Source organism: Photobacterium kishitanii (assembly GCF_000613045.3).
GTDB lineage: Bacteria > Pseudomonadota > Gammaproteobacteria > Enterobacterales > Vibrionaceae > Photobacterium > Photobacterium kishitanii.
In genome coordinates this window covers 1-25,837 of record NZ_LN794352.1, presented here as the reverse complement: position 1 = coordinate 25,837, position 25,837 = coordinate 1, and the positions used below count along the sequence as shown (strand labels likewise).

Here is a 25,837-nt window from a genome sequence, read left to right as displayed (position 1 = left end):
AGATTATCCTTCTAGCTTTGATTTATCACGCACTGCACCTTTATCGGCACTGGTGGCAAGGTTGGCATAAGCTTTCAGGGCTAATGATACTTGACGCACCCGATCGACTGGTTTCCAGCCACGTTGATCGGTATCAGTACGACGACGAGCAAGGGTGGTGTCATCGATGAGTAGGTTGATACTACGGTTGGGAATATCAATCGCAATCATATCGCCATTATTGATTAAGCCGATAGTACCGCCACTGGCCGCCTCTGGTGATACGTGACCAATTGATAATCCTGAAGTACCGCCGGAGAAACGACCATCGGTGATCAAGGCACACTCTTTACCAAGTCCCATTGATTTTAAATAAGTGGTTGGGTAGAGCATTTCTTGCATGCCAGGGCCACCTTTAGGACCTTCATAACGAATTACGACGACATCACCGGCTTTGACTTTACCACCGAGAATGCCTTCGACAGCGGTATCTTGGCTTTCAAAAACTACCGCGGGTCCGGTGAAGGTTAAGCAACTCTCATCAACCCCTGCTGTTTTAACAATACAGCCATCAATAGCCATGTTGCCAGACAATACCGCTAGTCCCCCCTCATCGCTAAAGGCAAATTCTTTGCTACGAATACAGCCATGTTGGCGATCGTCATCTAAAGTATCCCAGCGACAATTTTGTGAAAATGCTTTGGTGGTACGAATACCTGCAGGACCGGCGCGGAAGAAATCTTTTACCGCTGGTGATTGGGTTTGGATAATGTCGTAATGGCGCAGACTCTCAGCAAAGGTTTCACCTAAAATATTATGACATTGGTTATGGAATAATCCGGCGCGATCGAGTTCACCTAAGATACTGTAAACCCCACCCGCTCGGTGAACATCTTCCATATGATATTTAGGGGTTGAAGGGGCAACTTTACACAGCTGTGGTACGCGGCGTGACATTTGGTCAATGTCCGCCATGGTGAAATCAATCTCACCTTCTTGGGCGGCTGCTAATAAGTGTAATACGGTATTACTGGAACCGCCCATCGCAATATCAAGTGCCATCGCATTTTCAAAGGCTAATTTATTGGCAATATTACGCGGTAAGGCAGTGGCATCATCTTGCTCATAGTAGCGTTTAGTGAGTGCCACGATGCGTTTACCAGCATTAATGAATAACTGCTCACGATCAGCGTGTGTCGCGAGCATTGAACCATTACCGGGCTGGCTTAAACCTAAGGCTTCGGTTAAACAGTTCATTGAGTTAGCAGTAAACATCCCTGAACATGAACCACAGGTTGGGCAGGCAGAGCGTTCGATCTGCTCACTTTGCTCGTCAGAAACGCTAGGATCAGCACCTTGGATCATCGCATCAACCAAATCAAGTTTGATCACCTGCTCTGAAAGCTTGGTTTTTCCTGCTTCCATTGGTCCACCAGAAACAAAAATCACCGGAATGTTTAAACGCAATGATGCCATTAGCATTCCCGGGGTGATTTTGTCACAGTTGGAAATACACACCATTGCATCAGCACAATGGGCATTAACCATGTATTCAACGGAGTCTGCAATCAATTCACGTGATGGCAATGAATACAGCATGCCGCCGTGACCCATCGCAATGCCATCATCCACGGCGATAGTATTAAATTCTTTGGCGATACCACCAGCTTGCTCAATTTCTGCAGCGACCAATTGACCCAGATCTTTTAAATGGACGTGGCCGGGGACAAATTGAGTAAACGAGTTCACTACTGCAATAATCGGTTTACCAAAATCTTCATCTTTAACCCCTGTTGCACGCCATAATGCGCGAGCGCCTGCCATATTTCGGCCGTGGGTTGTGGTTGCAGAACGGTACTTAGGCATAACAATAAAATCCTTTTTAGGTCAGCCATCAGATGGATGACTGAAGCCATTTATAAGTGAATCAACGTAGTATTACTTCGTTGGGTAAACGTAATCTAACCAACCCCATTTATCATCGGTTTCGCCGTTAAATAGACCAAAGTAATCGGCTTGTAATTGTTGGGTGATTGGGCCACGCTTACCTGCACCGACGGTAATTTGGTCAACACTACGTACTGGGACAATTTCAGCAGCAGTACCGGTCATGAAAATTTCATCAGCAAGGTAAAGTGCTTCACGAGCAATATTTTCTTCACGGACTTCATAACCACGCTCTTTCGCTAAGGTGATGATGGTGTCACGGGTGATACCGGGCAAAATAGCACTGGTTGTCGGTGGCGTTGACAGGATACCGTTACGAACAATGAAAATATTTTCACCGGCACCTTCAGAAAGATAACCATCGACACTTAACGCGATCCCTTCTGCATAACCATGACGACGGGCTTCACTGCCAACAAGTAGTGATGATAAATAATTTCCGCCCGCTTTTGCTGCCGTTGGAATAGTGTTTGGTGCGGCGCGGTTCCAGCTTGAAATCATCGCATCAACACCATTTTCTAACGCTTCTTCACCTAAATATGATCCCCATGGGAAGGCCGCGACAATGAGATCCATAATAGTATCAACCGGTGGGCAGACACCTAAACCAACGTTACCGACATAGCCTAATGGACGAATATAAGCTGAATCGAGTTTATTGACGCGAATGGTTTCACGGCAGATTTCCATTAGCTGCTCGCAGCTGTAAGGGATTGGGAAACGATAAATTTTGGCAGAATTAAGTAACCGCTGCATATGCTCTGGGTGGCGAAAAACCGCAGGCCCTTTAGGGGTGTTATAGCAACGAATGCCTTCAAAAACCGAGGTGCCATAGTGCATTGCATGGGTAAGAACGTGCACATTAGCTTCTGCCCAAGGAACGATTTTACCGTTAAACCAAATATAGTCGGCTGTGTTTGCCATGATGATTTCCCTTCTTAAATTTAATCCAGATTGTCGATTTGTGAGGTGGTAACCGTGGTTACATCCCAGAGTTTTTCTATTTGATTAATGAGAATGCTAATCGGACGATCACTATCGACAATAATAGCTATAGTGGCGATATTGCTATGGTGATTTTGGGTTGCATCCACTTTTTTGATCACAAATCCGCGATGGCGGATCACGCGTAAAATACGTTCAAGTAATACTGGCTTATCGTGCGCTTTGATGTCGAGTAAATATCTATCCATGATTAAGTGTTCTCCAGCATATCTTGATTGGCTGCACCCGGTGGTACTAAGGGCCATACGTTTTGCTCTTCATCAATCACCACATGTAATAAATAAGCGCTATCGCTAGCAAGCATTTCAGCCAGTGCTGGCGCAACTTCATCTTTGCGGGTGATCGTTTTACCGGGAATATCAAATGCGCGTGCCAGCATCACAAAATCAGGATTATCATCCAAAATTGTCTCGCTATGGCGGCCATCAAAAAATAGAGATTGCCATTGACGCACCATGCCTAAGCGTTGGTTATTAATCAGGACCATTTTTACGGGGATTTGACGGCGTTTAAGAGTGCCAAGCTCTTGCACATTCATCATAAATGAACCATCACCAGAGATTAAGATAGATTGATCATTTGGGCGAGCAACACTAGCTCCCATTGCTGCGGGTAAACCAAACCCCATCGTGCCAAGTCCAGCGGAGGTAATGTAGTTTTGTGGCTCACGAGGTTGAATGTGTTGTGCGGCCCACATTTGATGTTGACCGACATCGGTCGATACCATGCTGTTATTGGGCATCATGTCAGACAGCTGTTTTAGCAGTAATGGCGCATAAATTAATTCACCCGGATGATCGTAGCGCCATTTACCAATTTTACGTAAATGCTCGCTGTGGGTTAACCAACGGCTAATATCCTGATGGAGTTTCAGTTGCGGTAGAATCAGCTTAATATCGCCGCGCAAAGGAGCATTGGCATGGCGGAGTTTATTAAACTCGGCGGCATCGATATCAATGTGGATCACTTTGGCATGTGGTGCAAAGGTATCTAGTTTGCCCGTTACTCGATCGTCAAACCGCGCCCCAACCACGATCAATAAATCGGACTCTTGGACAATAAGGTTCGCTGCTTTGGTGCCGTGCATACCCAGCATGCCAAGATAATGCGGATCATGGCGAGCGACAGAGCCTAAGCCTTTAAGGGTGCTGACGGAAGGCATTGGGTTGTTGGTGAGAAATTGGCGTAGTGCTGTGGTTGCCTGCGCTATTTGTACTCCACCACCGACATACAAGACGGGTCGCTGACATTGGCGTAATAATTGTTGTGCGTTAGTGATCGCGGCAGTGTCAGCAATCGGTAATGGTGGTGGCGTAATGGTAGGTAATAGTGCCGTTGGTGAGGTTGCTAATTGCACATCTTTGGCGATATCAACAATAACTGGTCCTGGACGACCACTTTGAGCAACCACAAAGGCTTCGGCTAATGTCGGTGCGAGCTCATCAATGTCCGTGACTAAATAGCTGTGTTTAGTACAGGATAATGACATTCCAATCACATCCATTTCTTGAAAAGCATCAGTGCCAATGTGTGAGCTGGCAACTTGGCCTGTGATGGCAACTAATGGCACCGAGTCCATGAGGGCATCAGCTAAGCCGGTAACTAAATTGGTCGCTCCTGGACCGGATGTTGCCATACAAACTGCAACACTTTGGGTTGCACGTGCCATTCCAATCGCAGCCATTGCTGCCCCTTGCTCATGGCGGCATAAAATATGTTCAACGCCACCATCATAAAGCGCATCGTAGATGGGCATGATTGCTCCACCTGGATAGCCAAAAATAGTTTTTATCCCCTGCTGTTGCAGCGCTTGTACGACTAACTCTGCCCCTGTCATCGCTGCTCCTTGCGTGTGTGGCTAAAATGAAAACCAATCCTGATTTTGTATTTAAATTTGTTGATTTAAAAAAGCCCCCGAACTTCTCAGTGCGGGGGCTTTGCTGTGTCTGGTAGCGCTAATTTACGCCTGCAAATCCCCTGCGCGGTGAGATAATCACCACGATGACGTTAATAATGAGTATTAGGGATGTTGCAGTTGTGCGCATGATTGTCCAACTTTTATTGTTTAGTTGTTGCTATACCTAAGTGGTAACACAGATCTGTGTCACATGACAAGAAGAAAATGTGGTTTTATTGGCAAACTCACTGCATTAATGGAGCTTTGATGTAACACCTTCGATAAATTTCATTAACCCACTGGTGTGAGTTGCCAGCTAATGTGGAGTCATCAATGACACTTGCTATTGTTCATAGTCGAGCTTGTGTGGGCGTTGAAGCCCCACCAGTAACTGTTGAGGTACATTTAAGTAATGGTATGCCGAGTTTTACTCTCGTTGGCTTACCTGAAACGACGGTAAAAGAAGCTAAAGATCGAGTCCGCAGTGCAATTATTAATGCCCAATTTGAATTCCCGTCGCGACGAATTACGGTTAATTTAGCCCCTGCCGATTTACCCAAAGAAGGGGGTCGATTTGATTTACCGATAGCACTGGGAATTTTGGCGGCGTCTGGACAAATACCCTCTGATCGATTAGCTCTGCACGAGTTTATTGGTGAACTGGCATTATCGGGCGATTTACGACCGGTTAAAGGTGCATTACCGGCGGCATTGGCCGCATTGAAAGCCAAGCGTTGTTTAATTGTGCCGGATCAAAATGGTGATCAGGTCGCTTTAGTGGCGCAACAACAGCATAAATCAGCCCCAACCTTATTAGCGGTGTGTGGTTTTCTATGTGGTCAACAACAGTTGCAATTACATCTTCAACCACGTTCAACAGTAACCACTGTTGCGATAAATGAACAGCGCGATATGCAAGATATTATTGGTCAGCAGCAAGGTAAGCGAGCGTTAGAAATCGCTGCGGCAGGCAGTCATAATTTACTCTTGTTAGGTCCTCCTGGTACCGGTAAAACGATGTTGGCATCTCGATTACGGGATTTATTACCGCCAATGACCCATCAAGAAGCTATCGAAACAGCAGCGGTAGCATCATTAACTCAGCAATCATTACACCAAGGTAATTGGCTAAATCGCCCTTTTCGTACTCCGCATCATTCTAGCTCAATGGCTGCCTTAGTTGGCGGGGGCTCGGTCCCTAAACCTGGTGAAATTTCATTAGCTCACAATGGGTTATTATTTTTAGATGAAATGCCTGAATTTGAACGAAAGGTGTTGGATTCATTGCGTGAGCCGTTAGAGTCGGGACAAATTGTGATATCGCGGGCGACAGCCAAAACTACCTTTCCAGCGCGTTTTCAATTGATTGGTGCACTTAACCCGAGCCCGACGGGTTACTACGAAGGCAATCAATCGCGGACTAACCCCCAAGCTATTTTACGTTATTTAAGTCGCCTATCTGGGCCATTGTTAGATCGATTTGATATGTCATTAGAGATTCCCGCCTTACCGCGAGGAACATTAACCACTGGCGGTGATCGTGGTGAACCGAGTACGGTCATTAAAGCGCGGGTTGATCAAGCGCGAGCGCGAATGTTGGCGCGGTGCGGTAAAGTAAATGCTTTACTCTCGACGCGAGAATTAGATAAATACTGTGAATTATCATTTAAAGATGCTGAGTTTTTAGAAAATGCGCTCCACCAACTAGGATTATCAATTCGAGCTTATCATCGTATTATTAAGGTGGCGCGTACCATTGCTGATTTAGCAGAGCAAGAGCAAATTCAACGTGCGCATTTAGCTGAAGCGTTAGGATATCGAGCGATGGATCGGTTATTGAAGCAACTAAGTTGTCAGGTGATTTAGAGCGATAAAAAAAGAGGCTGATTAAAGCCTCTTTTTGAATACCAATAATTATTTATCCGTGATGTTATTTTTTAAGTAAAAAGTTAACTAACTCAAAATATTCATCAGCAGATTTAATTTTACCCGTCTTTACCAAGTATTTATTATTAACGACTACTGCTGGAACCCCAGTTAAGCCTGCATCTTCAAAGGCTTTATCATAACGGTTGACCATTGAGTTAACCGCAAAGCTATTGAAAGCACCATCAAACTCTGCTGCTGGTACACCTTCATCAATGAAAATTTGACGCACTTCAGCTTCGTTACGTGGTGGTTGGTTAAGGGTATGAATACGGTTAAATAACACCGGTAACATTTTGTCGTTAACGTTTAAAATAACGGCAGTTGCGTATGCTTTACTCATCACTTTACCCATCGAGCCACCCATAAATGACACGTGCATTTTTTGAAGTTTGGCATTGCTTGGTAATTTTGTTTTCAACTCTCGAATCATAGGTTCAAATTGAAAACAATGTGGGCAGTAAAGTGAAAAGAACTCAGTCACAACTGGCGTTGTTGATTGTGGTTGATCTAATACCTTGTAGTAGTCGCCTTCCGTAAATTTGGCAGCATGAACAGAAAAAGACAATAAAGCAGCACTGACGAGTGCAAGTAAATTCTTCATCATTTTGGGGTTCCTGATTATCCGTGTCGTTAGCTAGATATTAGCCGAGTAGAGTAATTAATAGTGTTATTTTATATTACCTTACCATTGTGGCATTAGCTGCAATGGTTGTTCATTTAGGCTGAAAATTTGCTCTTTAAACGCCAAAACCTGACCTTCCCAATATTTTGCATCACCAAACCATGGAAATGCTCGAGGAAATGCTGGATCTTGCCAACGTTTTGCTAGCCATGCCATATAGTGCACCATTCTGAGTGCACGTAAGGGTTCAATTAATTTAAGTTGGCGGGGATCAAAATCCGCAAATTCATTGTAGGCTTCAAGAATTGTATCGAGTTGTGCCAGTTGGTCATGCCGCTCACCATTAAGCATCATCCATAAATCTTGAATGGCAGGACCATTACGGGCATCATCCAAGTCGACAAACATCGGTCCATCGCGCCATAAAATATTACCCGGATGACAATCACCATGCAGGCGCAAAGCTGGCCAATCAGTTGACCAATGAGCTTCAATTTCAGTAATTAGGCGATCAAGATCAGCAAAAAATGTTTGTTTAAGATAATCAGGAATAAAGTCGCTATCGGCGAGTACTTGCCGAGGTTGATACACGTATTCTTCTAAGCCTAATGTTGGGCGATGAATAAAAGGTTGGCGTTGACCCACTTGATGAATTCGGCCTAAAAAGCGTCCGACCCACTCTAATTGGTCAAAGTTATCAACTTCAAATTGGCGCCCGCCGACACTTGGAAATACTGCAAATCGATAGCCGTTATAATGGTGCAAAGTCGTGCCATTGATGGCAATAGGTGCTGCAACCGGAATATCTTGTTGTTCAAGCTCAAGAGTGAATTGATGTTCTTCATTAATTTGTTCATCGCTCCAACGGGCTGGACGATAAAACTTAGTTACATAGCGCTGACCATCTTCTGCTTTAAATTGATAGACGCGATTTTCATAACTATTGAGAGCCAATAAACCAGACTCGGCATGAACCTCAACACTATCTAACGCATCAAGTAGGACATCGGGGCTGAGATCTGCAAAACTAAAACTTTGTTTTTCCATGACGGGATCCTGAATCTGGCTTGGAATAGTTGCTTAGCTTAACTGTGAATTGAATTAAAACAAATGAAACATTATTGGCGGCTATGATTTGTCATTCGATTTTTAGGCAAAAAAAAGCCAGTTACTAATAACTGGCTTAAGTAATAATATAAAACTTTTATTTAATAATGCCACGTGCGCGTAAAATAGCGGTTTTAAAGTCGTCTTCGCAATCTTTAGCCAGACCTGGAATCATGGCATCCTTGTCACTATTACGCATCTTTAAATGATAAATTAGAACATCATCAGTTAATGATTCAAGCGAGCCTTGGTATTTGGCTTCTGCCGCTAATTTTAGTAAAAATTCAACTAAGTTAAGGTCGGGATCTTTTTTCCACTCAGGGTGTAGTAATTCAATTAGTTCATTAACGCGATGGGTTTTCATTGTTAACTCCGTAGCTTGGGCTGAGTCAATCGTTATACGATTGTATTATCGTTATTTTAGTACCGATAAATTATAACAAACCCAGCTGGGTTACAATGTATCTCTTGTGCCAAAATTATGTTAATAAAAAAGCAGCCGCGGCTGCTTAATATAACAATTAACGCTGTTGTTGTTGGCTGAGGTTCAGTTCAGACAAGATTTGTTGCGGCTTTATTAGCTGCGCATCTGCGTTAGTTAAATGTACTTCAGTCGTTGTTGCTTTTTTAGCGTTAACTTTAAATTGTGGTGCGTGGGAGCTAGCACGTAAACGTGATGGACTACGTGGGGTACTTGCATACCTGACTGTGGATGCTGGGCGCATATTTCACCTATTGTCAGGCTCATCCATGGCCAAAAAAATAAAAATATATCTGAAGGGAAAATTCCCTACTGGGTAGAACCCATCCATCAGAATATTGGTTGGTTGTTAACCAAATCGCGCGCAGGATAACAATCCCGTTATTAAAAGTCGAGCATAAAATAAGCAATAAAATGCTAATATTTAATTATTACGTTGTTTCTATAGTAACTATTGCAATAATTAATCCCTTGATGCACCGTGTCGTTTGGCCTTTATATATAAAGGTAGCAGCCGTTATCGAAATTTAGGCATTACCCTATTTAGCGCTAGTTAGTAGTACAACAGAGGCCTTGGGAGAGGATCTATGGATCAGGAGCAGCAACGTATTGTTGCCAATCGTAACTTATCTTACCGATTAGCAGAGGCTATTGGTCGTCGTATTTTAATCGGTAATCCTGCACCTGGCGATATTTTACCAGGTGAAGTTGAGTTAGGTGAAATGTATGGCGTGAGTCGTACAGCTGTCCGTGAGGCGATAAAAATGCTAGCGGCGAAAGGTATGGTATTGCCACGTCCACGGATTGGCACACGAGTAATGCCTAAGAAAAATTGGAATTATCTTGATCAAGATTTGTTAGCTTGGTTAGATTTTGATGCTGATTCAGAGTTGATTATCGAGTATCAAAAAGTACGTTTGATGTTAGAACCTGAAGCGGCAGCGTTGTCTGCAGTGCATGCGACAACAGAAGATCGACTTGAATTTGAATTGCTGATGCAGCAAATGCATCAAATGAAAGATAATTTTGATCAAGAGCGGTGGATTGAAATTGATACTCGCTTCCATCAATTAGTTTATTTTTCCTCAGGGAATCATTTTATTAGTCCATTTGGAAATTTGTTCAAAGCCGTATTTGAAAATTATTTCCGTGTAGTGACTCGTGAAGAAGTGATGCAGCTTGATATCCATCAGCAGATTGTTGATGGTATTTTAAATCGTGATCCAGATGCTGCCCGCCAAGCAACGTTAGAGTTATTGCAATAAGTCGTTAATGATGGAGCCTGATGGCTCCTTTTTTTATTAAAAAGAATACCGTTGTAAAGTGATCAACAAAAGGTTGCTTAATTTAAGCTTACAAGTGTAAGCTGAAAAATAACAATAATTGAATTAAGTGTCTTTTGAGGTATATAAACCATGAATAATGTAATCAAGGCTGAGTTAGGTTATTCAACGGCAGAAGAAGTAGCTAACAGTGTTAGTCATGGCCTTGGGCTGTTGTTTTCAGTGTTTGGTCTATATTTGTTGTTAGATAAAGCCTTTGCTTTACAAGCTGATACACTAACTATTGTGAGCTATATTGTTTATGGTATGAGTATGGTTTTATTGTACCTTGCTTCAACCTTATACCATGCAATTCCAACAGAGAGTATTAAAAAGCCATTAAAGATCTTTGATCATTGCGCTATTTATTTATTAATAGCGGGTACCTACACCCCATTTTTATTAGTCGCTTTGCGAACACCATTAGCGCTAGGATTGATGGCTGTACTATGGGGATTAGCTCTGATTGGTATTGTTGCCAAAATTGCTTTTATTCATCGTTTTAAAAAATTGTCATTATTAACCTATCTTGCTATGGGGTGGTCATCGGTAATTGTTATTTATCAATTAGCGATGTCGTTAGCACCTGGTGGATTAGTGTTATTAGCGTTAGGTGGAGTGATCTATTCGCTAGGGGTGGTGTTTTATGTCAATAAGCGCATTCCTTATAACCACGCTATTTGGCACTTATTTGTTTTAGGTGGCTCAATCTGTCATTTTTGTGCGATTTACTTTTATATTAAGCCGCTGTGATTGAATAAAAATAACGCCTAAAAAAAGAGAGCGCACTGCGCTCTCTTTTTGTTTCTCGATTATTGGTACCGATTAATCACGCCAGAAAGCAGGCGCAAACACCACTAACACGGTGAGTATTTCTAAGCGCCCCATCAACATCCCTAAACTTAACGTCCATTTTGATAAGTCAGGTAAGCTAGCAAAGTTTCCGGTTGGGCCAATGATTGTACCCATACCTGGACCGACGTTAGCGACCGCAGTGACTGCACCAGTAATACTGGTGATAGGATCTAAGCCTTGTAACGCCAGCACTGAAGCAATCACAATAATGGTCATGATAAAAGTAAACACCAAGGCCACTACTGAACGCACGATGTCATCGGTTACTGGACGGCCGTTATAGCGTTGAATGAACAATGCCGACGGATGAATCGATTGCATAATGTGTTTACGTAATAGTGAAAATGCAATTTGGAAACGAAAGATTTTAATCCCACCACTGGTTGAGCCTGAACAAGCACCAACCAGTAACGTAAACGCAAAGATAATTGTTGGTAACGGTCCCCAAGCGGTGAAGTCACCGAGGCCAAAGCCGGTAGTAGTGACGACAGAGATGATATTAAAAAACGACAATCGCATTGCATCGAGTACTGAGTAACCTTTATTAAAGATCAGACAGGCTGCAACAATTAAACTCGCTACCACCACAAATAAGGTGTAACCCTTTACTTGAGCATCACCAAATAATGTCCGTGGATGACGATTTCTTAGTGCTTGGACAAACAATAAGAATGGCAGTCCGCCAGCAAACATAAAGAAGGTCGCTACCCATTGGGCACTGTGTGAGAAGTGGTTCATAGAACCATCAGAGGTTGAATACCCGCCTGTTGATAGTGTTGTAAAAGCGTGGTTGATAGCATCAAAAGTATTCATTCCTGCGCACATAAACGCAATGATACATAGTACGGTGAGAATCAAATATACATTGATGATATTTTTGGCGACGCTTTTGGTACGGGGAGAACTTTTGTCTGACCAGTCTGATGATTCGGTTTGGAACAATCGCATTCCGCCGACATTAAGCATCGGTAAAATGGCCACTCCCATTACAATAAATCCGACCCCGCCCAGCCATTGCAAGGTCGAGCGCCAGAGTAAAATACTGGGTGCCATTTGATCGAGACCACTTAATACCGTCGAGCCGGTTGTAGTGATACCTGACATGGTTTCAAAATACGCATCAGTAAAACTGATGTGATTAATAAACACAAAAGGTAGCGCTGCAAACGCACTGGCAACGGTCCACACTAAGGTGGTGATCAAGAACATATCCCGCACACTGAGCTTAAACTCATCGGTTTTACCGTAAGAAAGTAACAAGAAAGCCACTGAGTGCGTGATAATCACTGCAGCTGCGAAATCCATGAAACCTTCAGTACCGGTAAAAAAGGCGACTAAGGTGGGTACATACATAAACAGGGCTATTTTAGATAGCACCAGTCCGAGTACAAATAATATTGGACGTAAATTAACCATAAGCAGTTACAAAAAGAAGGGACTCGGTTGGAAAAGACGTTCAACGTCAGGGATATATTTCTTATCAACTAAGAACATAACGACGTGGTCATTTTGCTCAATCATGGTTCGATCGTGCGCAATAAGCACTTCTTCTCCACGGACAACAGCACCAATGGTAGTGCCCGGAGGAAGTTTAATTTCACTAATGGCACGCCCAACGACTTTCGATGTGCTGGCATCGCCATGAGCAATGGCCTCAATCGCCTCAGCTGCACCACGGCGTAGTGATGATACGTTAACGATATCAGCCTTACGAACATGAGTAAGCAATGCTGAAATTGTTGCTTGCTGAGGTGAAATTGCAATATCAATGGTGCCGCCTTGAACTAAATCAACATAAGCGCCACGTTGGATCAGTACCATTACTTTTTTGGCGCCTAAGCGTTTAGCCAGCATCGCAGACATGATATTAGCTTCATCATCATTAGTTACTGCAATAAATACATCAATTTGTTCGATATGCTCTTCACTGAGTAGTTCTTGATCCGAAGCATCGCCACAAAAGACGATAGTATCTTGCAGCATTTCAGATAAATTCTCAGCGCGCTGTTGATTGTGCTCGATTAATTTAACACTGTAGTTTTGCTCTAGCCGGCGTGCTAAACCCGCACCAACATTACCACCACCGACAATCATTAGTCGTTTATAAGGTTTCTCTAGTCGTTGCAGTTCGCTCATGACCGAACGAATATGGTTACTGGCTGCAACAAAGAACACTTCATCATCCGCTTCTATAATAGTAGTGCCTTGGGGACGAATTGGCTGGCCTTGACGGAAGATTGCAGCGACACGAGTATCAATGTGAGGCATGTGTTCACGTAATGCTGATAATGCATTCCCAACAAGAGGGCCACCATAATAGGCTTTTACTGCCACTAAGCCGACTTTTTCTTCAGCAAAACTAACCACTTGTAATGCACCTGGGTATTCGATTAAGCGTTCAATGTAATCGGTAACCAGTTCTTCAGGTGCAATAAGATGATCGACAGGAACCGCATCTGATTGGAATAATTGCTCTTTTTCGCGCAAATATTCTGGTGAGCGAATTCGAGCGACACGGTTAGGGGTGTTAAATAATGAGAACGCGATTTGGCACGCGATCATGTTGGTTTCGTCAGAGTTGGTCACAGCCACTAACATATCGGCATCTTGAGCACCGGCATCACGTAGTGTTTGCGGGTGACTTGCGAAACCTTGTACCACTCGAAGGTCGTATTTATCTTGCAGTTCCCGAAGACGTTCTGGGTTCTTATCAACGATGGTTATATCGTTATTCTCGCCAACAAGGTTTTCAGCAAGAGTGCCGCCAACTTGTCCAGCGCCGAGAATGATAATTTTCATAGTCTATGCCTGATGAGTAATGCCAACTAACAGTCACTGCGTTATAAAATCGACAGCGATTGGCGTATAAAAGAGACTAAAAAGCGGAATCTTGGAGCCAAGTTCCGCTATTGTTAGTGATTTATCTTAGTTTGATTTGGTTAATACTGCATAGTAAAAACCATCCATCGCATCTTCACCTGGTAGAATCTGACGTCCTGGAGACGCGGGATCGCTATCAATTAACGTCGCGTCAGCAGTGCGACTTAAGAATGCTTTTACTTGATCACAGTTTTCTTGAGGAGTGATTGAACATGTCGCATAAACCAAAGTACCGCCTGGCTTTAATTGCAACCACATCGCATCAAAAATTTCAGCCTGTAGCAAGGCTAACGCGGCAATATCTTCGCCTCGGCGTAACCACTTAATATCAGGATGACGACGAATAACGCCGGTTGCTGAACACGGCGCATCAAGCAAAATGCGATCAAATTTTTCGCCATGCCACCATTGGTCAGGGTAACGAGCATCAGCACACAACACTTGTGCACTAAGGTGTAAACGTTCAAGGTTTTCATAGACACGTTTAAGGCGATTTTCATCACAATCAATCGCAACCACTTGCGCAGAAGGTACACGCTCCATGATATGGACGGTTTTACCACCTGGTGCGGCACAACAATCAAGAATTAACTCTCCCGCTTGAGGTTGTAGATAATCAACCGCCAATTGTGCGGCTGCATCTTGAACTGAGACCCAGCCATCACTGAACCCAGGTAATTTGGTGACATCACACGGTGAAATTAATCGTAGTGCATCTGCTGCTTGTGGGTGTAACTCGGTAGCAATGCCTTCAGCGTCTAATAATGCGCGGTAAGTGTCACGATCATGGTGATGACTATTTACTCGTAACCACATTGGCGCTTTGGTGTTATTCGCTTCGCAGATAGCAGCATATTGATCTGGGTAACTGGCTTTGAGTAATTTTAATAACCAGCTTGGGTGACCATATTTACCGGCATCATGACTTATAGCTTGCTCATCAAGGGTCTCTTTCTGACGTTGGTAGCTGCGCAAAATGGCATTAATTAACCCTCGTAACTGGGGTTTCTTGAGAGTCTTAGTCGCATCAACCGTTTCAGCAACCGCAGCGTGAGCAGGAATGCGCATATAACCGAGTTGATATAAGCCAACTAAAATCAGGTGATGAAAAACCCGTTGTTTACCGGTTAATGGCTTTTCCATTAATGCTTGAGTGATTGACTCTAATCGAGGTAGCCAGCGTAATACGCCGTAGCAGATTTCCTGCAATAAAGCGTGATCACGTTCTCTGATATTCTGCTGCGCTAACGGTAGCGCGGCAGACAATGACTGCCCTTGATCAACGACCTGATAAATTACTTTGGCCGCAGCGGCTCTTACATTCATAGCTGTTTCCTGAACGCCGTTGATGCTGGCGATACGTGGTTAATCTGAAAAAGAAAAGCCAGTGACTTAACCCTGGCCTTGGTGTTTAAAGTTGGTTGCCGACTTGGAACCATTCTCGACGCGAGTTTAATAAATCTGCGGCTGACATGGCTTTTTTACCTGGTGGTTGCAGTGATAATAGACGCAAGGCGCCATTAGCTGTTGCGACCACAATACCGTGTTTATCAGCAGCTAAAATCGTACCGGGTAATTGACCTTGGTTATCATCTTCAACACTGGTCTGCCATACTTTGATCGTTTGTTCAGCGACAGTGAAGTGGCTCATTGGCCATGGATTAAACGCACGTACGCAACGTTCAATTGCTGTTGCATCCATAGTCCAATCAATTTGGGCTTCTTCTTTGCTTAATTTCTTGGCGTAGTTTGCTTGAGTATCATCTTGCTTGGTCGCAACGGCGGTGCCGTTAGCAATATTATTTAAGCACTCAATTAATGCGTTAGGGCCGAGATCTGCTAATTTTTCATACATGGTGGCACTGGTATCGGTGGCTGTGATTGGTAATGTTGCGACTTGTAGCATGTCACCAGTATCAAGGCCGATATCCATTTGCATGATAGTCACACCTGTTTCTTTATCGCCCGCCCAAATTGAACGTTGAATAGGTGCAGCGCCACGCCAACGAGGCAAAATTGAGCCGTGAACATTGATACAACCTAGTGGTGGTGTATCAAGTACCTCTTGAGGTAATAATAAACCATAAGCCACAACAACCATGATATCTGCTTCAATAGCGGCAAGTTGTTGTTGGGCTTCAAGGTTACGCAATGAGGCTGGTTGGAACACTGAAATATCGTGTTCTACGGCGATATTTTTAACCGGGCTTGCGGTGAGTTTTTTACCGCGACCAGCAGGACGATCTGGTTGAGTGTAAACTGCCACAACCTGATGCTGTGAAGACAATAACGCCGCCAAATGACGGGCGGCGAAGTCAGGCGTACCTGCAAAAATAATGCGTAATGGTTTACTCAAGATAACCTCGAATGGTGAGTGTTGTTAGTGAGAACGTTTCAATTTTTCTAATTTGCTTTTAATGCGTTGACGCTTAAGTGGTGATAAGTAATCCACAAACAGTTTCCCAGCAAGGTGATCCAATTCGTGTTGAATGCAAATCGCCAGTAGGTCATCAGCTTCAAAAGTAATTTTGTTGCCGTCACGGTCTAATGCCGACACAGTGATTGTTGCTGCGCGCGGTACAAACCCACGTGCACTTGGTACTGAAAGACAACCTTCTTCAATACCATCGTCACCATGGGCGGCAGTAATTTGAGGGTTGATCAGTACCATTGGTTGGTCACGTTGTTCTGAAACATCAATAACCACAATCTGTTGATGAATATCGACTTGGGTTGCAGCAAGACCGATACCCTCTTCTTCGTACATGGTTTCAAGCATGTCATCAATGATCTGCTGGGTTTGTGGCGTAATCGCCTCAACTGGCTTGGCTACGGTACGTAGACGGTCATCTGGAAAGATTAAAACTGACAATAGCGACATAAGGGCTCGAATTCGTTAACGGTTACTAGAAAGATATAGCGTTGTTGGTCTAATTCTAGTCATTTTAGCACTCAAATAACAGTACCTAATGCGTGTGGTGGTAGTTAACGGGGTTGTAATCGCGAAATGGATACCGTGAAAGTTAAAAAAATTACTGTTAGCTCTGCGCAAAGTTAAAGCATCTTCGATGTAACAGTGGTTATTAAATCGTGACATAAGCCGAAAACCACTGGGTGGTGGTAGTTAAACAGTCGACTAATCAAAGAGCTAATGCCAACCTCTGCCAATGTAATTAATTGTTTTATTATTGCTAGGTCGCAATTTGTGTAATCGAAGGAACGGATCATATGAGGCAATGGAGTCTTATCATTAGTTTTATTCTTTTTATGCCGTTGGTGGTTGCCGCACCGCAACCACAACTAAAAAACAGTTATCCTGACGTTTATGTGGTTAAAAAAGGTGACACCTTATGGGATATTTCTGCGCTATTTTTGAGTAATCCGTGGTCGTGGCCGCAGCTATGGCAAAAAAATAGCGCGATAAAAAACCCTCATTTAATTTATCCCGGTGATCGGCTACAGCTTATTTGGGTTAATGGTAAGCCGCAGTTAAGCCTGAATAAGTTCATTAAATTATCGCCTCAAATGCGGGTTGTGCGGCAACCTATTACGTCGTTGCCTGGATATGTAATGGTGGCATATGTAGCTCAAGATAAATTAATCAGTGCCGAAGCTATTCCAGCCCAACCTCAGGTGTTAGGTACCAGCGAAGAGCGTGGTTATATTGCTGTTGGTGATGTGTTGTGGGCTGATCAATCTTTGGCTCTAAGTAGTCAGTGGCGAGTATATCGCTTAGAACAAGATTTTGTGCGACAAGATAACCCCTCAAAAACTGAGAACACCGCTATTACTGCCAGAATATCAACCCTAAAAGAAATTGCTGATGTTACGGTTATTGCCAGTGATGGTGTCACCAGCCAATTACAAGTTGATCGTTTTCAACAAGAGATTATGCCGAATGATATTTTATTGCCCCTGCTAGGGCGTGATATTAATGCTGATTTATCGTTCTTTCCTATAATACCACCGCTATCGTTATCAGCCACGGTATTGGGTCAAATAAGTGGTTACAGTTATATCTCCAATTATGATGTGATTGTGCTCGATCGTGGTCATCTTGACGGTATGGTTGCAGGACAAGTGTTTGAGCTGTTTAAGCCCGGAGCCCAAGTTCAAGGTAATAAAGGTCAGTATCATTATCAAGCCAGTACTCTATTAACTGATAGTACGCAATTGGGCTCTGTCGTGATGGCGCAAGCAATGATATTACGCCCTTATGAGTATTTTAGCTTAGCTGTGGTGCTTAATAATCAACACCCATTTAAACCTGGAGTGGTTGCTCAAGCACCACGCTTATAGTGGCTATGACTGAAACGGAATTAATGGCATGGTTACAATTGGCTGCTGTCCCTTCATTAGGTGGCAGTCGTATTCAGCGCTTGTTAGTCAATGTGAACCCACAGCAATTAGCCTTCATGACGGTCGAACAATTACAACAAAGTGGTTTAACGACGCAACAAATCCAGGCTTTTCTGCATCCAAATCAATCGCAACTACACGATGCGCTACAATGGCAACAGGCTCCGCAACAGCATATTTTGCCCCTCTCTTCGCCCTATTATCCGCATTTATTGAAACAAATCGCTTCACCACCGCCAATATTATTTGTGCGTGGAGATATATCATGTTTAGGTGCACCGCAAATTGCCATTATTGGTAGTCGTTCGGCATCAATTGATGGGCGTGAATCCGCGTTTCATTTTGCTAAAGCATTAGCGGCTAATAATTATGTGGTCACCAGTGGCTTGGCGTTAGGCATTGATGGTCAAGCACATCAAGGGGCGTTGCAAGCAGGTGGATTAACGATTGCAGTGTTAGGCTCTGGGCTTGATCAAATTTATCCGGCGAGACATCGCTCATTAGCTGCCAGTATTGCTGAGCAAGGTGCACTAGTGTCTGAGTTTTGGCCGCAACAGCAACCACGCCCACAAAATTTTCCGCGTCGAAATCGTATTATAAGTGGTTTATCGACAGGAGTGTTGGTGATTGAAGCGGCTCAAAAAAGTGGTTCATTAATTACAGCACGTTATGCGTTAGAACAAGGACGAGAGGTTTTCGCGCTACCAGGTTCAATTCATAATCCCGCTAGTCGTGGCTGTAATGCACTGATTAAATCAGGTGCTAAACTGGTAGAAAGTCCGACTGATATTTATGAAGAGGTAGGAAGCCTGACAGAATGTGCAATAAACAATCAAATAGGCGTGCCTTTAGCAACTAAGGAAAATGAAGAATTGCCATTTCCGACACTGTTGGCTAACGTAGGCACCGAAGCAACACCCGTAGATGTCGTTGCTGAACGCTGTAAACAACCCATCCATCAAATTTTACCGCAATTATTAGAATTAGAGCTGTCTGGTTGGGTGACGGCAGTGCCCGGTGGTTATATCAGAGCGAGGAGGGGCTAGTTATGATGGATATTCTTATGTATCTATTTGAAACCTATATTCAAAGTGAAGCCGAGTTGTTAGTCGATCAAGACGAACTCTCTGAAGAACTTTTACGTGCAGGTTTTCATCAGGATGATATTTACAAGTCATTAGAGTGGCTTGAAAAACTGGCTGCTTTACAAGAGACAGAGCATACACCTTATGTTAACCATAGTGCGATCACATCAATGCGCATCTATACCGATAAAGAAATGCTGCGTATGGATACGGCTTGTCGTGGTTTTCTGCTTTATCTTGAACAAATTGATGTGTTAAATACCGATACTCGAGAAATGGTGATTGATCGAGTCATGGAACTCGATACTCAAGAGTTTGTACTTGATGATTTGAAATGGATTATTCTGATGGTGTTATTTAACGCCCCAGGTAATGAAGCTGCTTATGATCAAGTGGAAGAATTATTATATGGTGCTGAAGATGAGGTTATACATTAATAATGACAACCGATAGTGAGCCATTATTTTCAGCGCATGAACAGGCGTTACATCAGCAATCATGCCCCCAGTGTGGTGCTGATTTGGTGATGCGGTTTGGTAAGCATGGTCCTTTTTTAGGCTGCGATCATTATCCTGAGTGCGATTATATTCAGCCACTCAAACAAAATGACGGCCATATTGTAAAACAACTTGATATGCCTTGCCCTGAATGTGCGCAACCATTGGTATTACGCCAAGGTCGCTATGGAATGTTTATTGGTTGTTCGGCATATCCACAATGCCATTATCTTGCATCGCCAGAAAAAAAGCCCCAGCAAACCCACATAGATTGCCCTGAGTGTCATCAAGGTCATCTAGTCGAGCGTAAATCACGCTATGGCAAATTGTTTTATGCTTGCGATAAATACCCGCAATGTCGTTTTGCTGTCAACAATAAACCGGTTGTTGGCGTGTGTCAGCTGTGCGGTTTTGGATTATTGCTAGAAAAGAAGTTAGTCAGTGGGACTAAATTACAATGCGCTGATCGCAAATGTAATGCCTATCAAGATCTTGAAAAATAGTTAATAGATTGAACAATATTAACAAGCCTGCATTGCTATGCAGGCTTTTTTTATAACAGTTATTTAGCGCGGTAACGTTGGGAAATATTGTTGCGGTAATATTTGCCCTAGTAACATTAATTGATATTGCAGCTGCTCAGGAGTCGCTGCGCAAACATTAATATGCCCCATTTTACGGCCTGCGCGTTGTTCTTTGCCATACCAATGCACATGGCAACTTTCCAATGCTAATGCCGCCAATGGTAGGCTATCTTGACCTAAAATATTGATCATCGCGCTAGGACGAATAAGCTCGGTACCACCTAATGGTAGATCACATACGGCACGGAGATGGTTTTCAAATTGACAGGTTTCCGCCCCTTGTTGAGTCCAATGACCAGAGTTATGTACTCGAGGTGCAATTTCATTGACCAATAACTGGCCATTAACCTCAAAAAATTCCAGTGCCAGCACGCCAATATAATTGAGTTGTTCAGCAATGGCAGCGAACATCTGTTGTGCTTGCTGTTGAAGTGTTATGTCACCAACAATGGCGGTTGAGAGGCTTAGTACCCCATCAGTATGAACATTTTCGCTAAGGGCATAGGTTTTAATGTCACCATTGGCATTACGAACACCAATTAAAGACACTTCACGATCAAAACTGATAAATTTCTCAGCGACAATCGCTTGGTTATCACTTGCCGCAATGCAGTGCGCCATTTCGGTCCATACCGATTCAATTTGGTCATTGGTTTTTAAGCGCCATTGACCTTTACCGTCATAACCACCAAGGGCACTTTTTAATACCATAGGTAAACCAATTGCAGCAATAGCGGTGTCTAAATCTGCGCGGGTATTAATAATATGATGGGGAGCATTAGCAACCTTAGCGTTATTCAATAAGGTTTTTTCGATGCGGCGATCGCCACCGGCTTTTATCGCATCAGGGTGAGGTTTAAATTTTCCACTTGCTGCACAGAGCGTTAAAATAGCATGCGGTATATGTTCAAACTCTGCTGTAATAACATCGACTGCAGCTATGGCTTCAATCAGTGATAATGATTGGCGCTGTTGGGTCTGTGGGTGTACAACATCAGCGGTTATAACATCATAGGCGATGACATTGATATTAAGCGGTGCGCCAGCTAATGCCATCATCCGTGCAAGTTGCCCAGCGCCAAGTACGAGTACCTGCTTCATTATGCATCCTCGGCCGGATTAGGATTATCGAGTACGGTGTCGGTTTGCTGTTGGCGGAATGCTTCAACGGCAGCTAAAATCTCTGGGTTATGAGTAGCTATGATTTGCGCAGCTAATAAACCCGCATTAGCAGCACCAGCTTCACCAATTGCGAGGGTGCCAACAGCAATACCTTTAGGCATTTGCACAATTGATAATAGTGAGTCCATGCCTTTTAAAGCACGTGATTGCACAGGTACACCAAGGACAGGCAAACTGGTAAAAGCCGCTGTCATTCCGGGTAAATGTGCCGCACCGCCAGCGCCGGCAATGATCACACTAATACCGCGACTACGGGCTGTTTCTGCATATTCAGCTAATAGATGAGGAGTGCGGTGGGCTGAAACCACTTTAGTTTCGTAAGCAACATTGAAGCGCTCTAGCATTTCTGCGGCATGTTGCATGGTTGGCCAATCAGATTTTGATCCCATGATAATTCCAACTTTCATTCCGATCTCCTATAGGTAATGAACGACTAAAGTGTAATTTCCTGCATTATACGGTGATTTCAGCCAAAGGAAAACGTTTGCGTGGGTAAAGTTACGCTATGATTAACCTTAAATGGTGTTGTTAAGCATGTGTCGGTATGATGATAATCATAACTAAAAAATAAAATATCAGCTGAATAAAGAGTAGAGGAATTTGTGGCAAATATTACGCAAGTCGTTACAGCACTGAAGCAAGGCCAAGTGATTGGTTATCCAACCGAAGCTGTATTTGGTGTTGGTTGTGATCCTGACAATCAACAGGCGGTTAATAAATTATTAGCATTAAAACAGCGCCCAGTAGAAAAAGGGTTAATATTAATTGCGGCGGATTATGAGCAGTTACTGCCTTATATCGATGATAGTCAATTAACACCGCAGCAGAAACAAACGGTTTTGGCATCATGGCCAGGGCCTGTAACCTGGGTAATGCCGACCAAATCTAATGTACCTGCTTTTTTAACTGGCCAATTTACCACTATTGCAGTACGGGTAACTGATCACCCATTAGTACAGCAATTGTGTCGTCAGTTTGGTAAGCCTTTGACTTCAACCAGTGCTAATTTAACTGGACTTGAACCTGGACGAACAGTGGCTGATGTAGAACAACAGCTTGGAGATAAGCTGGCGGCCATACTTGATGGTGAAACCGGAGGCCGTACTAATCCTTCTGAAATTCGAGATGCCCAAACGGGTAATATTTTCCGTCAGGGGTAACTAATGACTGATCGTGAACAAATAGAGCTAAATAAGCAGGCAGTAAAAACTTTTTTACTCCAACTTCAAGACACTATCTGCCAAGCATTAGCGCTGCAAGATGGCAGTGCTGAATTTGAACAAGATCAGTGGCAGCGTGAACAAGGTGGCGGTGGTCGTAGTCGAGTATTACGTAATGGTCAGGTGTTTGAGCAGGCGGGGGTAAATTTCTCACATGTGTATGGTGATGAGATGCCCGCTTCTGCGACAGCTCATCGTCCGGAATTAGCCGGCCGTCGGTTTGAGGCGATGGGAGTGTCATTAGTGATTCATCCCAATAACCCTTATGTGCCTACATCTCATGCCAATGTGCGGTTTTTTATCGCAGAAAAAGACGGGGAAGCACCAGTATGGTGGTTTGGTGGTGGGTTTGATTTAACCCCGTTTTACCCCTTTGATGATGATTGTCAGCATTGGCATAATACCGCTAAAGCTATCTGTGCTCCGTTTGGTGATGATGTCTATTCACAGCATAAAGCATGGTGTGATAAATATTTCTTTTTACCGCATCGCAATGAAACCCGTGGTATTGGCGGTCTGTTCTTTGATGATCTTAATCACTGGGGTTTTGAAAAGTGTTTTGCTTATACTCAAGCGGTCGGTAATGGTTTTGTTGATGCTTATATACCGATAGTGGCTCAGCGACATCAATTACCTTATGGTGAACGCGAGCGTGAATTTCAGCTTTATCGTCGTGGTCGTTATGTCGAATTTAACTTAGTTTACGATCGTGGCACGCTGTTTGGTTTGCAAAGCGGTGGTCGCACCGAGTCAATATTAATGTCTATGCCACCATTAGCACGCTGGGAATATTGCTATCAGCCAGATCCTGATTCTGCAGAAGCGAGTTTGAGTCGTGATTATCTTCATCCACGAGAGTGGTAGATTAGTATCGACAATATTTGTCAGTGATTTCATCCAGTGGTAGGGTCGATATATCGGCCCTTTTATTTGAGTAATGGACTATGGACAAATATATCGTGGTGGGGAATCCCATCAGTCACAGTAAATCCCCTTTTATTCACACCCTCTTTGCCCGTCAAACTAGTCAGAATATGGATTATCGCAGCCAGCTAGTGCAACTCGATGGCTTTGTCGCAGCAATGAATGCTTTTTTTAATGATGGCGGTAAAGGTTGCAATATTACGGTGCCATTTAAAGAACAAGCGTTCGAATATGCTAGCCAATTAACCCCGCGAGCACGATTAGCCGGAGCGGTAAATACGCTAAAACGTTTAGATGACGGCGGTATTCTCGGTGATAACACTGACGGCGAAGGTTTAGTTCAAGACTTATTGCAACAACAGGTTGAACTCAAAGGTAAGCGTATTTTGTTGATTGGCGCAGGCGGTGCGGCTCGAGGGGTTATTCTTCCTTTATTAGCCCAGCAGCCACAGACCGTTATTATTAGTAATCGTACTGTCACTAAAGCTCAGCAGTTAGCAGCCTTATTTGCTGAATATGGTGATATTAAAGCGCAATCTTTTGATGCTTTAGGTGAACAGGCTTTTGATGTCGTGATTAATTCAACCTCAGCAAGTTTGAGTGGTGAGATTCCTGTTGTTCCGACATCAATAATTGATCAGCATACAAGTTGCTATGACATGGTCTATGGTTCAACGGCTACGGCATTTAATCTGTGGGCACAACAGCAAGGAGCGCTGAAGACTATTGATGGCTTAGGGATGTTAGTTGGGCAAGCTGCAGAGAGTTTTATGTTGTGGCGTGGGTTACGTCCCGGTGCAAAACAAGTACAACGTGAATTAAGACGCCTTCTACAAGAGTAATAACATGAATCAAAATATATTATTTACTGATATCCAAACATGGCACTCAGATCAACAAGCGATGCATTTTTCAGCCCAGCAAGGTGGAGCACTGATTAATTGTTGGTTGCCATTATCGTGGTTACAGCAACAAAGTGGTCAAGTTCTATCGACAGCAGAAGAAGCTATTGCTGTCTTTATTGAATATCGGTTTGATATTGAAGATATCGCAGAAGCGATGATTGAAGATGAAGACTTTAATGATAATGGTGATATTGTCATCAACGAATAACATCACCATTATTTAATGGTGATGTTTAACCATTAGTAAGGTATTCATCTTTCAGACGCACATAATTAGCCGCTGATTGTGGTAATGATATTAGCTCTTGCGCTGTTAATGGCCGAATTTGTTTCACAGGGCTTCCCATATAAAGGAAGCCTGAGCAGAGTTGCTTCTTTGGCGGCACTAAACTACCAGCACCAATAATGACATCATGTTCAATTATTGCACCATCGAGAATAATGGTCCCCATACCAACCAGTACTCGGTCATTGATTTGGCAACCATGCAACATCGCTTTATGACCAATAGTAACATCATCGCCGATTAGTAGCGGATACCCCTCGGGGTTGATAGTGCTGATACGACTAACGTGAAGTATCGAGCCATCTTGAATATTGCTTCGCTGGCCAATACGAATGTGATTAACATCCCCTCGCGCCACCACTAATGGCCAGAGACTACTATGCTCACCGATGTTAACTTTGCCGATAACTACTGCAGTGGTATCTATATAGACATTATTGGCCAGTTGCGGCAGATGATTTTGATAATGGCGAAGAGGAAATGTCATAAAAATGCCTACTTAGTCAAAACAGTGGGTTCACCATAGCGAAACTTTCGTGTGATTAACAACCAAAACATTAATGGTTGATCGTTATTTGGACGTTCGGGCAAATATGACAAATTTATTGCACTTTAGCCCTTGCTAATGTGATCGAACTCTCTATACTACGACCTCACTGACACGGAGCAAGCCATTGGCTAGCAACGAAATCAGTATTGTTCTTTAACAATTTGACCATGCAATCTGTGTGGGCACTCACTGAATAGTTAAGTCGAAAGATTTATCAATAA

Annotated in this window: 27 protein-coding genes; 11 read left to right on the top strand and 16 right to left on the bottom strand. The window is 43.4% G+C overall.

What is annotated here, in order from left to right; genetic code table 11:
• Positions 1-3: 3 nt before the first annotated feature.
• The 4 genes from ilvD to ilvG all read right to left on the bottom strand — a co-directional run bounded on the left by ilvD (position 4) and on the right by ilvG (position 4,768).
• Complete coding sequence (gene ilvD, locus PPBDW_RS00310) at positions 4-1,845, bottom strand: dihydroxy-acid dehydratase (RefSeq protein ID WP_036789069.1); 1,842 nt, start codon at positions 1,843-1,845, stop codon at positions 4-6.
• A 72-nt stretch (positions 1,846-1,917) separates the two neighbouring features.
• Positions 1,918-2,853 (bottom strand): branched-chain-amino-acid transaminase, encoded by a 936-nt coding sequence (ilvE, locus tag PPBDW_RS00305; protein ID WP_173425454.1) that lies wholly within the window; start codon positions 2,851-2,853, stop codon positions 1,918-1,920.
• 17 nt (positions 2,854-2,870) lie between these two features.
• Positions 2,871-3,119, bottom strand: coding sequence for an acetolactate synthase 2 small subunit (gene ilvM / locus PPBDW_RS00300; RefSeq protein ID WP_036789065.1), 249 nt, complete (start codon positions 3,117-3,119; stop codon positions 2,871-2,873).
• Between the two features lie 2 nt (positions 3,120-3,121).
• Positions 3,122-4,768: an acetolactate synthase 2 catalytic subunit gene (gene ilvG, locus PPBDW_RS00295; protein WP_036789063.1), complete on the bottom strand. Its 1,647-nt coding sequence runs from the start codon at positions 4,766-4,768 to the stop codon at positions 3,122-3,124.
• Between the two features lie 393 nt (positions 4,769-5,161).
• On the opposite strand from ilvG, the gene PPBDW_RS00290 reads away from it, so the two are divergent.
• On the top strand, positions 5,162-6,694 hold the full coding sequence (locus tag PPBDW_RS00290; protein WP_036789061.1) for a YifB family Mg chelatase-like AAA ATPase: 1,533 nt from the start codon (positions 5,162-5,164) through the stop codon (positions 6,692-6,694).
• A gap of 64 nt (positions 6,695-6,758) precedes the next feature.
• Here PPBDW_RS00290 and PPBDW_RS00285 read toward each other — a convergent pair whose 3' ends face one another.
• The 4 genes from PPBDW_RS00285 to PPBDW_RS00270 all read right to left on the bottom strand — a co-directional run bounded on the left by PPBDW_RS00285 (position 6,759) and on the right by PPBDW_RS00270 (position 9,211).
• Positions 6,759-7,358, bottom strand: a complete 600-nt coding sequence (locus tag PPBDW_RS00285; RefSeq protein WP_173425439.1) for a thiol:disulfide interchange protein DsbA/DsbL — start codon at positions 7,356-7,358, stop codon at positions 6,759-6,761.
• Positions 7,359-7,439: 81 nt separating this feature from the next.
• Positions 7,440-8,426 carry a serine/threonine protein kinase gene (locus tag PPBDW_RS00280; RefSeq protein WP_036789057.1) on the bottom strand — a complete coding sequence of 329 codons (987 nt, stop codon included), beginning with the start codon at positions 8,424-8,426 and terminating at the stop codon, positions 7,440-7,442.
• Between the two features lie 157 nt (positions 8,427-8,583).
• On the bottom strand, positions 8,584-8,850 hold the full coding sequence (locus PPBDW_RS00275; RefSeq protein WP_036789055.1) for a YihD family protein: 267 nt from the start codon (positions 8,848-8,850) through the stop codon (positions 8,584-8,586).
• Between the two features lie 157 nt (positions 8,851-9,007).
• Complete coding sequence (locus tag PPBDW_RS00270; protein ID WP_036789053.1) at positions 9,008-9,211, bottom strand: hypothetical protein; 204 nt, start codon at positions 9,209-9,211, stop codon at positions 9,008-9,010.
• Positions 9,212-9,554: 343 nt separating this feature from the next.
• On the opposite strand from PPBDW_RS00270, the gene PPBDW_RS00265 reads away from it, so the two are divergent.
• Both PPBDW_RS00265 and trhA read left to right on the top strand, forming a co-directional pair.
• Positions 9,555-10,232, top strand: a complete 678-nt coding sequence (locus PPBDW_RS00265; RefSeq protein ID WP_036789051.1) for a FadR/GntR family transcriptional regulator — start codon at positions 9,555-9,557, stop codon at positions 10,230-10,232.
• Between the two features lie 150 nt (positions 10,233-10,382).
• The gene (trhA, locus tag PPBDW_RS00260) at positions 10,383-11,042 is read left to right on the top strand and encodes a PAQR family membrane homeostasis protein TrhA (protein WP_036789050.1); all 660 of its coding nucleotides are present in this window, start codon (positions 10,383-10,385) and stop codon (positions 11,040-11,042) included.
• A 72-nt stretch (positions 11,043-11,114) separates the two neighbouring features.
• On the opposite strand, the gene PPBDW_RS00255 is transcribed toward trhA, so the two are convergent.
• The 5 genes from PPBDW_RS00255 to def all read right to left on the bottom strand — a co-directional run bounded on the left by PPBDW_RS00255 (position 11,115) and on the right by def (position 16,905).
• Positions 11,115-12,560: a TrkH family potassium uptake protein gene (locus tag PPBDW_RS00255; protein WP_036789048.1), complete on the bottom strand. Its 1,446-nt coding sequence runs from the start codon at positions 12,558-12,560 to the stop codon at positions 11,115-11,117.
• Between the two features lie 6 nt (positions 12,561-12,566).
• Positions 12,567-13,943, bottom strand: coding sequence for a Trk system potassium transporter TrkA (trkA, locus tag PPBDW_RS00250; RefSeq protein WP_036789046.1), 1,377 nt, complete (start codon positions 13,941-13,943; stop codon positions 12,567-12,569).
• A 126-nt stretch (positions 13,944-14,069) separates the two neighbouring features.
• Positions 14,070-15,350, bottom strand: coding sequence for a 16S rRNA (cytosine(967)-C(5))-methyltransferase RsmB (gene rsmB / locus PPBDW_RS00245; RefSeq protein WP_036789044.1), 1,281 nt, complete (start codon positions 15,348-15,350; stop codon positions 14,070-14,072).
• Positions 15,351-15,435: 85 nt separating this feature from the next.
• Positions 15,436-16,380, bottom strand: coding sequence for a methionyl-tRNA formyltransferase (fmt, locus tag PPBDW_RS00240; RefSeq protein ID WP_036789042.1), 945 nt, complete (start codon positions 16,378-16,380; stop codon positions 15,436-15,438).
• 24 nt (positions 16,381-16,404) lie between these two features.
• Positions 16,405-16,905 carry a peptide deformylase gene (def, locus tag PPBDW_RS00235; protein WP_036789040.1) on the bottom strand — a complete coding sequence of 167 codons (501 nt, stop codon included), beginning with the start codon at positions 16,903-16,905 and terminating at the stop codon, positions 16,405-16,407.
• A 347-nt stretch (positions 16,906-17,252) separates the two neighbouring features.
• Here def and PPBDW_RS00230 point away from each other — a divergent pair, with 347 nt between their 5' ends.
• The 4 genes from PPBDW_RS00230 to PPBDW_RS00215 are packed head-to-tail and all read left to right on the top strand — an operon-like array spanning position 17,253 to position 20,468.
• Positions 17,253-18,323, top strand: coding sequence for a LysM peptidoglycan-binding domain-containing protein (locus PPBDW_RS00230; protein WP_036789038.1), 1,071 nt, complete (start codon positions 17,253-17,255; stop codon positions 18,321-18,323).
• Positions 18,324-18,328: 5 nt separating this feature from the next.
• Positions 18,329-19,429 (top strand): DNA-processing protein DprA, encoded by a 1,101-nt coding sequence (gene dprA, locus PPBDW_RS00225; protein ID WP_036789647.1) that lies wholly within the window; start codon positions 18,329-18,331, stop codon positions 19,427-19,429.
• 2 nt (positions 19,430-19,431) lie between these two features.
• Positions 19,432-19,905: a DUF494 family protein gene (locus PPBDW_RS00220; protein ID WP_036789036.1), complete on the top strand. Its 474-nt coding sequence runs from the start codon at positions 19,432-19,434 to the stop codon at positions 19,903-19,905.
• Positions 19,906-19,907: 2 nt separating this feature from the next.
• Positions 19,908-20,468 (top strand): DNA topoisomerase family protein, encoded by a 561-nt coding sequence (locus PPBDW_RS00215; protein WP_036789034.1) that lies wholly within the window; start codon positions 19,908-19,910, stop codon positions 20,466-20,468.
• Positions 20,469-20,531: 63 nt separating this feature from the next.
• Here the strand turns inward: PPBDW_RS00215 and PPBDW_RS00210 are convergent, their stop codons facing one another.
• Positions 20,532-21,650, bottom strand: a complete 1,119-nt coding sequence (locus PPBDW_RS00210) for a 5-(carboxyamino)imidazole ribonucleotide synthase (protein WP_036789032.1) — start codon at positions 21,648-21,650, stop codon at positions 20,532-20,534.
• Complete coding sequence (purE, locus tag PPBDW_RS00205; RefSeq protein ID WP_036789030.1) at positions 21,650-22,138, bottom strand: 5-(carboxyamino)imidazole ribonucleotide mutase; 489 nt, start codon at positions 22,136-22,138, stop codon at positions 21,650-21,652. Before purE ends, PPBDW_RS00210 begins: the two co-directional genes overlap by 1 nt.
• A 195-nt stretch (positions 22,139-22,333) precedes the next feature.
• Between purE and tsaC the strand changes: the two genes are divergently transcribed.
• From tsaC to PPBDW_RS00185, 4 genes are all read left to right on the top strand, one after another.
• Entirely contained in the window at positions 22,334-22,891 is a 558-nt protein-coding gene (tsaC, locus tag PPBDW_RS00200; RefSeq protein WP_036789028.1) for an L-threonylcarbamoyladenylate synthase type 1 TsaC, read from the top strand.
• A gap of 3 nt (positions 22,892-22,894) precedes the next feature.
• Complete coding sequence (gene hemF, locus PPBDW_RS00195; protein ID WP_036789026.1) at positions 22,895-23,815, top strand: oxygen-dependent coproporphyrinogen oxidase; 921 nt, start codon at positions 22,895-22,897, stop codon at positions 23,813-23,815.
• 80 nt (positions 23,816-23,895) lie between these two features.
• Positions 23,896-24,717 (top strand): shikimate dehydrogenase, encoded by an 822-nt coding sequence (aroE, locus tag PPBDW_RS00190; protein WP_036789024.1) that lies wholly within the window; start codon positions 23,896-23,898, stop codon positions 24,715-24,717.
• Between the two features lie 4 nt (positions 24,718-24,721).
• Entirely contained in the window at positions 24,722-24,988 is a 267-nt protein-coding gene (locus PPBDW_RS00185) for a DUF1488 family protein (RefSeq protein ID WP_036789022.1), read from the top strand.
• 25 nt (positions 24,989-25,013) lie between these two features.
• On the opposite strand, the gene PPBDW_RS00180 is transcribed toward PPBDW_RS00185, so the two are convergent.
• Entirely contained in the window at positions 25,014-25,553 is a 540-nt protein-coding gene (locus PPBDW_RS00180; RefSeq protein WP_036789019.1) for a gamma carbonic anhydrase family protein, read from the bottom strand.
• Positions 25,554-25,837 lie beyond the last annotated feature (284 nt).